The organism is Paenibacillus sp. sgz302115 (genome assembly GCF_056120445.1).
Genome location: NZ_JBVYOK010000007.1, coordinates 79,033 through 91,461, shown reverse-complemented (window position 1 = coordinate 91,461; position 12,429 = coordinate 79,033). Strand labels below are relative to the sequence as shown.

At 45.4% G+C, this 12,429-nt stretch carries 8 protein-coding genes; 7 read left to right on the top strand and 1 reads right to left on the bottom strand.

The window, feature by feature from the left end:
* Nucleotides 1-3: 3 nt before the first annotated feature.
* From AC0LWN_RS15490 to AC0LWN_RS15475, 4 genes are all read left to right on the top strand, one after another.
* The gene (locus AC0LWN_RS15490; RefSeq protein WP_474666776.1) at nucleotides 4-501 is read left to right on the top strand and encodes a hypothetical protein; all 498 of its coding nucleotides are present in this window, start codon (nucleotides 4-6) and stop codon (nucleotides 499-501) included.
* A gap of 43 nt (nucleotides 502-544) precedes the next feature.
* A complete protein-coding gene (locus tag AC0LWN_RS15485; RefSeq protein WP_474666774.1) occupies nucleotides 545-1,009 on the top strand; it encodes a hypothetical protein in 465 nt (154 codons plus the stop codon).
* 156 nt (nucleotides 1,010-1,165) lie between these two features.
* On the top strand, nucleotides 1,166-3,424 hold the full coding sequence (locus AC0LWN_RS15480) for a hypothetical protein (RefSeq protein ID WP_474666772.1): 2,259 nt from the start codon (nucleotides 1,166-1,168) through the stop codon (nucleotides 3,422-3,424).
* A 9-nt stretch (nucleotides 3,425-3,433) separates the two neighbouring features.
* Nucleotides 3,434-7,294 carry a glycoside hydrolase family 78 protein gene (locus AC0LWN_RS15475; RefSeq protein WP_474666770.1) on the top strand — a complete coding sequence of 1,287 codons (3,861 nt, stop codon included), beginning with the start codon at nucleotides 3,434-3,436 and terminating at the stop codon, nucleotides 7,292-7,294.
* A gap of 31 nt (nucleotides 7,295-7,325) precedes the next feature.
* On the opposite strand, the gene AC0LWN_RS15470 is transcribed toward AC0LWN_RS15475, so the two are convergent.
* The gene (locus AC0LWN_RS15470) at nucleotides 7,326-7,925 is read right to left on the bottom strand and encodes a hypothetical protein (protein ID WP_458964512.1); all 600 of its coding nucleotides are present in this window, start codon (nucleotides 7,923-7,925) and stop codon (nucleotides 7,326-7,328) included.
* A gap of 332 nt (nucleotides 7,926-8,257) precedes the next feature.
* Here AC0LWN_RS15470 and tkt point away from each other — a divergent pair, with 332 nt between their 5' ends.
* The 3 genes from tkt (at nucleotide 8,258) to AC0LWN_RS15455 (ending at nucleotide 12,401) form a co-directional block, all read left to right on the top strand.
* Nucleotides 8,258-10,306: a transketolase gene (gene tkt / locus AC0LWN_RS15465; protein WP_474666767.1), complete on the top strand. Its 2,049-nt coding sequence runs from the start codon at nucleotides 8,258-8,260 to the stop codon at nucleotides 10,304-10,306.
* A gap of 36 nt (nucleotides 10,307-10,342) precedes the next feature.
* On the top strand, nucleotides 10,343-10,660 hold the full coding sequence (gene ppnP, locus AC0LWN_RS15460; RefSeq protein WP_458964510.1) for a pyrimidine/purine nucleoside phosphorylase: 318 nt from the start codon (nucleotides 10,343-10,345) through the stop codon (nucleotides 10,658-10,660).
* A gap of 214 nt (nucleotides 10,661-10,874) precedes the next feature.
* Nucleotides 10,875-12,401, top strand: a complete 1,527-nt coding sequence (locus tag AC0LWN_RS15455; RefSeq protein WP_474666765.1) for a M14 family zinc carboxypeptidase — start codon at nucleotides 10,875-10,877, stop codon at nucleotides 12,399-12,401.
* The last annotated feature ends 28 nt before the right edge of the window (nucleotides 12,402-12,429 follow it).

The following is a 12,429-nucleotide window of genomic DNA, read 5'->3' as shown; positions in this document are numbered from 1 at the left end:
TCTATGGATTATATTATTAAGCTGGCGTTTGTTCTATTGATCTTCGTCTACTCCTGGTTTTTTCAGATTCAAAATCAGGAGTGGGACACGCTGCGCAGCATGCTGAAGGATGCCAATAACATTGCTGTACACGATGCATCACAGGAGCTGAATGAAGCCGCACGGGCACAAGGCCGTCTGATTATTGACCCGGCTGAAGCTTTTGCCGTCTTCCGGCAATCCCTTCAGGCTAATCTGGGACTGGACGACGGCCTGTCCCCCCTGGCAGGCAGCAGGCTCCAAACTCAAGTTAAAATCGTTAAGTTCGATATTGTCGATCAAACTAGCGGAGTTGCTTTTCCTTTTCTCTATGAGGACAGCAAGTATGGCATTACCAAATACATACAAGGCCCTTCCGTTATTGCCGTCATCGAGACGGCCCACCCGGTACTCATCTCGCGCGCAAAGGTGCAGGAGGCTATCGTCGTGCCAGCAGTGCAGGAGTACAAGATGAATGATTAAGAGATTGAGCAGTCAAATACTAACTATTAGGGAGAACTCGAACATGAAAAAAACAATAATGATGAAATCAATTTTGGCAGCAACGATGTTACTTGGTGCAGTGGTAGGACAGGGAAGTGTCTCGCACGCTGCTGGGACTTCTCCTTCGGCGACTGCTGCGCCGGTTATGCGGGATAACCTTTCGAAGTATGGATTGAAAAAGGCTGTTGAGTTACCAGTGACTGTTACATCCGGAGGGTTTAGCTATACGTTGGAAAAGCTGATGATTTATGATGTGAAGTCTAAGGATGCTCAGGCGTTGATGAAGAAGTATGGTTATTCAGATAAAATCTATAGAGAGCCAACTAAATATATGGTTTGGACAAAAATCACAATTGAAAATAAGAGTAAAAAGGTTATCCAATGGGGGGCCAGGGATTTGATGCCGAAATGGTCTTTGAGTTTTAATGATTACTCACTTTCTACACCTACTCCTGGAAATGTAATGAATGAAAAAAACAACAAATAAGCTCTATACACATGGGTTTTAAATCCTGGTCAGAAACTGACTACATATCAAATGTATGGCGCTATGGAAAATCCAACAAATGTAGTAATTCGTACTTTTGTTGGTGGTGGGTTTGATGAAAAGTTCATTGTTAAGCGTCCAGGAGAGTAAGTAAAGATGAAGAAAATCTATATCATACTGCTTATTGTCATTTTCCTATTACCTAATCTCCCGAATTCTATGAAGGCTGCTGACTCGCAGAATAAAACAATATCCATACCGACGGAAATACTTACTGGATCAACTAATAGCCAGCAGACATACTATTTAACTTTGCCTAGTGGAGTTTCTAGTTCTTCCATCAATGCTTCATCGCTAAAATATAATGGCATTAATCAAAAAGTAGCTCTATCCATAGAAAACGGAAAAGTGAAAGTGACATTAAAAGGTGTGGAAGCTAAGCAGAGAATAGATAACGTTCTAGGGTATCATTCTTCGTGGGAGACTAAGTTCAAAACAAGTCCCGGGAATTCAATTTGGAGATATTCAGATGGAGTTCGCTGGCAAATTAATGAATGGGATACTAATACTAACTCTCAGAAACATAAGGACATAAATGGACAAGGAACAGGTGCTCCAAGAAATGATCCTCCGGACATGAAAATAGTAACTCAATCGCCTGTAATTAGAGATGGAGTCAAGTGGTATAACAAGGACGTTAATAATGTTATAGATCCTACTAATATCATTGAGTCTTCTGTTCAATTAATTGTCTTCACAAAATCGTTGCCACCGACGTATGTTAATCATAATATCGTAAATGGCAATCAATTTATTATTTCTTACATGACGGATTCTGCTTCAAAAAATTATGTGCCCGAGGAAGTCCCTGATAGTTTTAAAGGAGGGTGGGCTACAGGCAGACGTTACAGAATAGATTTGGAATATTACTTCACCGCCTCCGCCAACGTAACTACTTACAAATATAGCGGAAACGTCACTTTCGACTATAAACTCCCGACTGAACCTACTCTAGTCGGGACGGTAACGTTAGACAAACCAAATCCCAATCCAGCCAAACTAGGAAATACGGACATGCCTGTTCAAATTTCTGTAAAAGGGGAACTGCAAGGGTACACAGATTCGTCTAACATCAGAGAATGGTTATTTTACGCGAAAAAAAAGGATAAAAACGAAACACTTCAGATCAAAAAGGAAGCTGCGAAAACATTCACTGCAGGTAAGAGCTTCGACTTTAAGATTATGCTGACAGAGGTAACAGGCGAAAACTTTACGCAGGATTACGATTTAACAGTTGTGGTTCGATTTAATAAAAAGATCGTTACAAAGACGGGAGAGATTGACTCACTAGAGGAGAAGTTAAGTACTGCGGCTGGCGTGTATAAAAACAAACCGGAAGTCACTTTTCCCCCTGTTCCCCAGCCCCCAGCACCAATCGGAAAGCCGCCAGTTGCTGTAATCAACGCCCCAAGTGAAATTAAAGCTGGTGACGATGCGCTGATTGACGGCTCCTTATCGCATGACCCGGATGGATTCATTAAAGATTACTGGTGGGATACTCCTGGTGCACAGGAGAAAATCGGGAATACGGCCAAGGGAACCACGTGGTACACCCAAGCGCAAGTAGGAAAAACCTTCGACATCTCTTTAACCGTAGTCGATAACGATTTGCAGTTCGGCAGCACAAGTACGAAGATCAAAGTCATCAAGCCGGAACCAGAGGCCAGTTTAAGGGTAGAGGGAACGTTGAAGCAAAACCGTAAAGTTATTCTAAGGAACAGCAGTACAAGTCCAACCCGGTTTCCATTGATTCCTGAGAAAACGTATGTATACATAACTGCTCTTTCTGGAGGAACGAATGCAGATATCAAGTACAAGGGTACATTAGGAGACTTTGAAACAAAAGATATACTGTTCAAGAAGCCAGGGAAGTACAAAGCAGCTATTTATGTGGAGAACACGCTGGGATATTCTTCAAGTGATTCCATCATGTTTGATATTGTTCCGGATGAAGCGCCGGTTAATTACTTCTCGTTGGTAGGAGTAGCATATCGAAGTCCAGACAATGGTAATAAAGCACTTATTGCAATAGATGATATGTCTTATTCCCCGGATAAAGATGTCATTGGCCGGCGGCTATGGGAGTATCGCTATGATTCCAATAATGATGGTAATTTTAACAACGAGCCGTGGGTAATATTCAGCAATGAAAATAAGGACCGCCTGAACCTGGAAGTAAGTGAGGTTGGAAAATATGAGGTCCGGTTAACCGTTTTTGAGGAGTTTGGCCAGCCGACTATAGAGGAATTTGTTACGGAAAATGATCGCAGATCAACAAATTCGGATGGGCAGGCGCAATCAGAGCGAATTGTTGAAGTGAAGAATCGCGGGCCAGAGGTTGACTGGTCTTGGTAAGGGGTGAACATGATGGTACGACTTAAGAGAATATTATTTACTATGATGTCATTTATAATGCTGTTCAGTCTTCTTTCTGAGGTAAATGATTTTACCGAAACAGCATATGCAACGAGTGATAATCCGAATATTATCAATTACAAAAACATTACCATTCCTGCATCACAATCCACCTTTAACAGTCCCTATGGAGGAACAACAACGGGTAGTACCAATACGATAACCTTCTCCAATATAAAATACGACAAAACAACAAGAAAAATCACGTATGATCTTAATCCAGATGCAAAGTTTACAACGAATACGACCTTGGATGCACCTAGTAATTCAAATGATGTACGAGTAGAGGAATTGCAATTTTGTATAGGGGTAGTGGGAGACGATGAATATCCGCTGAAGTATCCTGATAGTTTGGACTTTTATGCTTGTCCCACAAACTATTATATGGGTCACCCCACAATGGTTGCTACTCTGTTAGATAATCACTGGTTCCAGGGTCCGTTCTCCGACGCCAGCTTTGCCACATCTTTTAATTTAGCTACGGATGTTCCATACGCTACAGGCGACAGTCTCGGTACACGACATAATGTTGTTGCCGGTAGAAATCCTATGGCTTTTTTTGTCAGACTTGCTTGGACAGCAGGCAAACAGGATTCATGGAGAGTAGGTGCAGAATATGGATTTGGTTCCCCCATGATAGGCCATACGATGAACTTTGTCATTCCCTTGGTAGAAAACGGACCGCCGACGATTAGTTTGAATTCACCTAACGATCAAGTGCTACAGAATGAACCAGGGCGGAACACGATGAATATCGAAGGGTATGTTCATGACCCGGACAATGATGATCTGATCGTGAGTGCGGAAATACCAAACGTGTTCTACAAAAAAACGGTGGTCAGGCAGACGAAAAGCTATCAACCGTTCACGATACCCATTGATGTAATTGCGGATTCTATTCCTCCGGGAGACTACACGATCAATGTAAAGGTTGCTGATCCGTCTAATATGTCTGCTTCTACTTCAATGACTGTAAAAGTCAGGATTAGGCTGAAGCGAAATGCGTATGTCTTGGTAAACACGCCTATAGAGAACAGCGGGACAACCTATAAAGACTATGAAAGTGATCCTAAATATGCAGAGCGTGTAAGATATGATCATGATCCGAACTATTTTGAAAATCCAATGGGTATAATCAATGATTCCGGATTATGGAGGACTCAATTATACAGTTCATTTCCGTATACGGGCGAATATGTAGTGACGTATCAGGCCAAAGACAATCCCAAAGCGGATGCCGCATTTTCGGAATATCAGATGTGGAGTAGGGATGCAGCTTCTACCATGAGTTTTCAAGTACACCGGAAGCCTATTGCACTTTTTGCCGCGAAGCTGGTTGGCTCTACCGTGCAGCTCATTGACAGTTCCTACGACTTGGATCATGTCTCCAGTGACGATAAAGGGCTTAGTCAGTGGCAATGGCAGTATAAAAAAACGACAGAGACTATGTGGGTAGACGGGAAGCCTGGAGCTGTATCGGCAACAGATAATTATGATATACGTTTACGCGTTCGGGATATAGACGGAAATGATGGACTTGGGGCCTGGTCAGACTGGTGCCAACGCACAGTTGGGACTGCTGGAGGGAACTTGCCGCCTGTCGCTATGTTCACTGTTAATCCCAGTATAGTGTCGTACCGTAAGGCCACGACGATTATAGATAAATCCTTTGATCCGGACAATGACCCACTGGATACATACAAATGGAGTGTGGTTAAGGATGGATGGAACACGGTATGGACGCATTATGGCGCGGCGAATACACCGCCTAATATCGCAGGATATGGGATAGGGGATTATCAAATTAGCTTACAGGTCCGCGACAATCGGGGATCATGGTCCGAGAACTACAGCCAAAACGTAAAGGTAGTAAACCATCCACCTGTCGCTGCATTTAACATGCCAAATGAAGTGTATAGAGACACAGTGATAGCCCTGGATAACCAAACACCTGATCCGGACGCAGATGGTGATGCACTCACATATATCTGGAATGCACGAATTAACAACAGCCCGTATTACTGGTCAGGCAACAACCGCTATCAATCCCTGACTATACGGGATCTGATTAATAGAAATGGTATTTCACCGAAGCAAGCAATCTCAGAAGGCTGGGAAATGCGGTTGACTGCTTCAGACGGAACACTGAGTTCAAACGCCACACGTACTTTTGTTGTAAAAAATCATGTTCCAGTGGCAGCTATAAACGGGGAAAGTAATGTCCATCAATTTGATACGCAAATATACTCTTCCAATGATGTGGATGAGGATACGTCTGATCAAAGTTCTCTGTCCTACTATTGGAAGGTAACTAATGCGGACGGTGACATTAGATCTTACCGGACTTCCAACGTAGCCCTTACTTTCTTAGAACCAGGAGTGTATACACTGGAGCATTGGGCCATTGATCAAATTGGTGATAAATCGAATATTGCCGTGCTTCAAGTGAAAGTGGACAAGAATATTGCCCCTTCTATGACCATAACTTCTCCGGCAGGAACACTAACCGCGCCGACTGTATTGGACGCAGAGCTTCAAGGAGATCCTTTGGTGAAATGGGCTTATTCTGACCCTGAAAATGACCAGCAGGAACAGTACCATTTAGACTTTTACTCAAAAGAGGATGATTTGTTGGTTTATACTGTAGAAAATGCGGATCCAACGGGTATATTGAGACAATATCAGGTTCCGAACAAAACTTTTGAACGGTTCAAGTACTTTTACCTAAATGGGCGAGTGTTTTCCAAACAATCTTGGTCTGATATTTCTAACGACAAGGCTTTCATTATCGACAATCCGCCGAAACCAGGATTTACACTAATCACGGATACCGGGCGCGATGCTTCAGCGGTACCGATCTACCGGACAGATGTAATGCAGATAAAGAGTACAGCATCGGATCTGGATGTGCCGAAAAGTGACAGCATCACCCATCAATATTTCCTGAAGCCTTCAAATGGGACGGAGGGGCTCATCAGCACGCAGAGTGCATTTACCAAGCAATTTACTACAAATGGAACTTTCACCTTACGGCAGGTGGTCACGGATTCATTGGGATTGTACCGGGAGCTCACTCAAACCATTACGGTAGTGAACCGTACTCCAACGTTGAATATCACATATCCAACCAGCACCAGCCAGGCAAGTCCAACAATAGCTAGTACGCTTACGCCGGTAATTAAATGGGATTACCAGGACGAAGACGGAGATCAACAGCAGCGGTATAAAGTGCGGATCATCAACCTGACAACTGGAGCGGTCACGGTGCAGTCGGGCGAGCAAACTTCAAGCGCCAAGCAATGGCAGATTCCAGCTAACGCCTTGGTGGAGAACCAAAAGTATGCAGTGGAAGTAGAGGTGTACGACGGCTTCAATTGGAGCAGTGTGTCACCGCGTAAATACTTCATGGTGAATCTGCTCTCGGTGAAGGGGGGAGTTCAGCATACGGCGGAATGGAACGGAAACCGTCAGGCTTACAATTTGAATAAAAGCGGGAATGCGGAAAGCCCGCGGGGCTACAACGTATATTGGGCGGGTGAACGTTTTGTGCTTCAAGCGAATGCAACAGGTCTGCCGGATACTATTGAAGTGGCAATGTCCGGAGGGTACACTACAAACCTTAGTCCAACAGACAGCAATAAGACGATTTGGACCGGCGAGCTGTATGATCCTGCTTTTGAAAAGCTGCCTGATGGTCCTGTTACATTTACTTTTACCGCGAGGAATGAATATAACGTCAAAACAGATGCGGTGACGGTGACTATCTTGGGGGATTGGACGGACTATTTTCAGAGCCACCGGGTGAAATAAAGAATTCACAGCAAAGGAAGGGGGCTGTCTCTCAGACAACTTCTTCCGTCCTTTCTTCGTTCAATCCCGTCATTCCGTGGGTTCTGCGCATGTAGTAGGAGAGCTTGCCGCTGAAGATTTTATGGGCGTACAGGGAGGAAGCGAAATCTTCCGGCGTTACGAAGCAAGAGGGCTTAGCTACCGGATGAACAGCGGACTTTTCGAACACGGAGGCGACAAAATGGGAGCAGAAATAAGCGTCCTCCCGGTCGATTTTTACATTCAGCAGAACGCCTATCAAGCCTAGCAGATGATATTTGTAGCGGTCCTGATGCTGCATCATGCCTTTCACATGATTGTACATCTTCTCGTATTCCGCTTTGCTTACTCTGAGCTGATAGATTGCGCAGTCCGCACTGCTGTAAAAAGGATGAACAAAGTCCTCGCGGATTAGACCCGCCACGAAAGGATTGTATGCTTTTTTGCGTCCGAAGCTGTATACTTCACGCAGTTCACTGTCAAAGGCAATTGAAGCGTGATTGAGCTCGGCTTTGGTGAACCATTTTATGAGTCCGCTAAAGGCAGTTCCTGTTCCGGTAAGAACGATGTAGATATTTTTATTTGGAGTCATCGGTGAAATTCCTTTCTTCACTGAAGTAACCCCATCTTACTGTATATTCCAGCGCTGCAAAACAAACTTTAGTCTTATCCGGCAACTGGACCAAAGGCTAAGTCGGTGACTGGACCTATGCAGGTATATGTGCTGCGGCAGCCTTGTTCTTCTAGGATAGGGCTGCTTTTTTCGCTGCTTGCAAAAGACTAAGGTCTGTTATTTTTCTGGAATCATGATGTATAAATTGGCTGCAAGACGCAAAATATAAGTTGTTCGAACGCCAGGTTTACAAAAACAATTGATAATGCTTCCACATTAGTGATACAATAATAGTCAAAATGACATTCTTGATTTAGAGGAGGCTTATTTTAATGACTGAACAGGCAAAAGATCAAGCGATCCACAAAGAAGAAAACTCTACGGTGGACAATCTGGCCATAACCACGATCCGCACACTAGCAATTGATGCCATTGAAAAAGCGAATTCCGGACATCCAGGAATGCCGATGGGTTCAGCGCCGATGGGCTACCAGTTGTTTGCTAAGACGATGACTCATAACCCGGACCACCCGACTTGGGTTAACCGTGACCGTTTTGTGCTGTCCGCAGGACATGGCTCGATGCTTCTGTATGGCTTGCTGCACCTTAGCGGCTATGATCTGCCGATGGAAGAATTGAAGCAATTCCGCCAATGGGGAAGTCTGACACCGGGGCATCCGGAGTTCGGCCATACTGCAGGTGTTGATGCTACTACAGGTCCGCTTGGACAAGGGATTGGTATGGCGGTAGGGATGGCGATGGCTGAGGCTCAGCTTGGCGCTACCTACAACAAGGATGGACATAATGTAATTGACCACTATACGTACGCAATCTGTGGCGACGGTGATTTGATGGAAGGAATTTCTTCCGAATCTGCTTCACTTGCAGGTCATCTAAAGCTCGGCAAACTGATTGTAATGTACGATTCGAATGATATTTCCTTGGACGGCAAGCTGAATCTGGCGTTCTCCGAGAATGTAGCCAAACGTTTTGAAGCTTATGGCTGGCAGGTTCTGCGTGTAGAAGACGGCAATGATCTTCCTGCACTCGGCAAAGCTATTGCTGAAGCACAAGCCGAGAGCGGCAAACCGACACTGATCGAAGTGAAGACAGTCATCGGCTACGGCAGCCCGAACAAACAGGGTAAAGGCGGTCATGGCGGTACTCACGGGTCCCCGCTGGGAGCTGAGGAAGCCAAGCTGACGAAGAATTTCTACAAATGGGTATACGAGGAAAACTTCTATGTACCTGACGAAGTTCGGGCTCTTTTTGCTGAAGTGAAGGAAAAAGGCATTGCAGCGAACAAAGCTTGGAATGAAAAATTTGCTGCTTACAAAAAGGCTTACCCAGAGCTTGCGGCACAGCTCGAAACAGCATTGAACGGCGGGCTTCCTGCAGGCTGGGATGCTAATCTCCCATTCTATAAAGTTGAAGACAAGGCCCTGTCCACACGTGTTGCCTCCGGTAATGCCCTGAACGGTCTCACTGCCGGCGTTCCACAATTGGTGGGCGGTTCCGCTGACCTGGAAAGCTCCACAATGACGCATCTGAATGGCTTGGCCCAGTTCACACCGGATTCTTATGACGGTCGCAACATTTATTTTGGCGTACGCGAGTTTGGTATGGCTGCGGCTATGAACGGGATTGCCCTCCACAGCGGTCTCAAAGTATTCGGCGGTACCTTCTTCGTATTCACGGACTACCTGCGTCCAGCGGTTCGTCTGGCTTCTATCATGAAGCTGCCGGTAACCTATGTGCTTACGCATGACAGTATTGCTGTCGGTGAAGACGGCCCTACCCATGAGCCGATTGAACAACTGGCTTCCCTGCGCATTATTCCAGGCCTTACTGTCATCCGTCCGGCTGACGGCAACGAAACCTCTGCAGCCTGGGCTTATGCGATGGAAAATACAGCAAACCCGGTAGCGCTGGTACTGACCCGTCAAAACCTGCCGATCCTGGCAGGAACCGTAGACGGTGTGCGTGAGAACATCAAACGCGGCGGATACGTGGTTTCCGACTCCAAGAACGGTACACCGCAAGCACAAATTATCGCTACAGGCTCCGAGGTTCAGCTGGCTGTGAAAGCACAAGCTGCGCTTGCCGAAGAAGGTATTGATGTCCGTGTTATCAGCTTGCCAAGCTGGGATCTGTTCGAGAAACAGGATAAAGCTTACCGTGATTCCGTAATCCTGCCTGAAGTCAAAGCGCGTCTGGCTATCGAAATGGCGCAAACCTTCGGTTGGGAACGTTACACAGGCGACCAAGGCGACATCCTCGGCATCACCACGTTCGGCGCTTCCGCACCTGGCGATACTGTAATCAAAGAATATGGCTTCACTGTAGAAAATGTAGTCAGCCGTGTGAAAGCCCTGCTATAATAGACGGAATCAAAGACAAGGGGGAGAATTAAGCACATGAGTCAGTTCACCAACGCAACAATTCAAAAAGCAGCTAATATTTACTACGATGGAAAAGTTACCAGCCGTACGGTTATTTTGCAGGACGGTACCAAGGTGACGCTTGGCATTATGCTGCCTGGAGTGTATGAATTCGGCACGGAAGGCCCCGAGACTATGGAAATTCTGTCGGGTGATCTTAAGGTGCTGCTTCCCGGAACAGACGTGTGGAAAGAAATTAAAGGAACAGAAACATTCCACGTTCCCGGAAACTCCAAGTTTGCGCTGGAAGTATTCGCTTTAACTGATTATTGCTGTTCTTACCCGGTTTTGTAATTCAAACAAAGAGATGTCCCGGCAGCTTCGGCTGTCGGGATATTTTTTATATTTACTTAAACTTCCATTATTAAGTCGTAATACCTAACGATACTATAAAAAAATGAATCTTCTAAACAATATCATTGACGATAATAGGTACATTTTCATATACTTCCACTAGCTACTAGAGAGGCTAGAATCGCCTCAAGGCAGATAGAATGGGAGATGGAAGATGAAAAAGTCACCGTTTAGCAAGGAAATACATAAGTACATACTATTTTTCTTAAGTTTTTTGTTGCTAGGATCGTTATTTGTAACTCCGGGATCTGTACAGGCATCGGCAAACATTGTGAACCCCAATCAGGTATATTCCTACAAGGTAATGCAAAGGGATATTGAGAGATTAGCGAAGGAATACCCCGACCTTATATCTTATGAATCTTTGGGACAGACCGCATATGGACGGCAGTTGTGGGCGGTGAAGCTGGGCAGAGGAGAATCCGTGCTGTTTCTTAACGGTTCTCATCATGCCAGAGAATGGATGACTAGTTCACTGCTGATGAAAATGATCGATATTTATGCTCAGACCTATTACAACAATGGGAAAATCGCTGACTATAACGTACGCAGTTTACTGGATGAAGTCAGCATTTGGATTGTTCCGATGGTAAATCCGGACGGTGTAACCTTATCCCAGCAAGGCACGGCAGGATTGCCGGCGGATCTAGCCAAAACGCTGCGTCAATATAATGGAAACAGCACAAATTTTACCCGCTGGAAAGCAAATATGCAGGGAATTGACCTTAACCGCCAATATCCGGCGAAATGGGATACGATTAAGCATGCCACTACATATCCTTGGTATCAGAATTATAAGGGCAAGAAGCCGGGGCAGGCTGCTGAAGTGCAGATGATGATGGATTTTACGCATAAGATTGATCCTGAGGTTACAATTTCCTACCATAGCTCCGGGGAGATTATATTTTGGCACTTTAATACTTTGAACAGCAATCTGGCCCGCGATAAATCCATGGCCCGGGCAATTGGCTACCTGACAGGTTACTCTCTTGTGAATCCGGAGAAAAACCCTTCGGGAGGCGGATATAAGGATTGGTTCATTCAAGAGTATGGCCGTCCCGGATTTACTATTGAAATCGCAAATTATGCCGGAGAGAGCAGTGTTCCGTTAAGACAGTTCAACCGGATCTGGTCTGAGAACAAGGAGGTAGGGCTTTATTCCGCGAAGCAATCCTATTCCTTGTGGCTGAAGAAGCAGAAGCTTCAGTATCTTCAACAATCCATGAGCCTGCTGGCTGGAACGGAACTCTATACGCAAGTAGGGGCCACAGCCGGAGGTACGAATCTACAGCCGCAGAAGCTTCAAGTTATTGCACAGAAGGGTGACTGGTATCAGGTTCAGGCGGATAAAGGACTAGGGTGGATTCATCCTTCACCGGGAAAGCTGGTAATCGTCGAGGATATCACGGCGACTGCTGAATTGAAGGTGAGCACACCCGCCTATAAATATCCGGATGCTTTCGCACCTAAGGTAACCGTTCTCGCTCCACAAACCGTCCAGGTATCGGGAAGATGGGGAACCTGGCTGCTAGCCTCGACTCCAAACGGCAGTTGGTGGATTGACGGACGAAAGACAGAACTCAAGTGGCCGACAGAGGAAACAGTGCCAACTACGACAACAGATGATGACATATCCGGGGAAATACAGCCAGAACCTGCAAATACTACAAGTACCCCGTAATCAGCACCAGAATAGCTTGCTTAGGGAG

Excerpts from the sequence above, each read along its gene's own strand:
- AC0LWN_RS15490 (WP_474666776.1), top strand. The coding sequence starts at position 4 with ATGGATTATATTATTAAGCTGGCGTTTGTTCTATTGATCTTCGTCTAC.
- AC0LWN_RS15485 (WP_474666774.1), top strand. The coding sequence starts at position 545 with ATGAAAAAAACAATAATGATGAAATCAATTTTGGCAGCAACGATGTTA.
- AC0LWN_RS15480 (WP_474666772.1), top strand. The coding sequence starts at position 1,166 with ATGAAGAAAATCTATATCATACTGCTTATTGTCATTTTCCTATTACCT.
- AC0LWN_RS15475 (WP_474666770.1), top strand. The coding sequence starts at position 3,434 with ATGATGGTACGACTTAAGAGAATATTATTTACTATGATGTCATTTATA.
- tkt (WP_474666767.1), top strand. The coding sequence starts at position 8,258 with ATGACTGAACAGGCAAAAGATCAAGCGATCCACAAAGAAGAAAACTCT.
- ppnP (WP_458964510.1), top strand. The coding sequence starts at position 10,343 with ATGAGTCAGTTCACCAACGCAACAATTCAAAAAGCAGCTAATATTTAC.
- AC0LWN_RS15455 (WP_474666765.1), top strand. The coding sequence starts at position 10,875 with ATGAAAAAGTCACCGTTTAGCAAGGAAATACATAAGTACATACTATTT.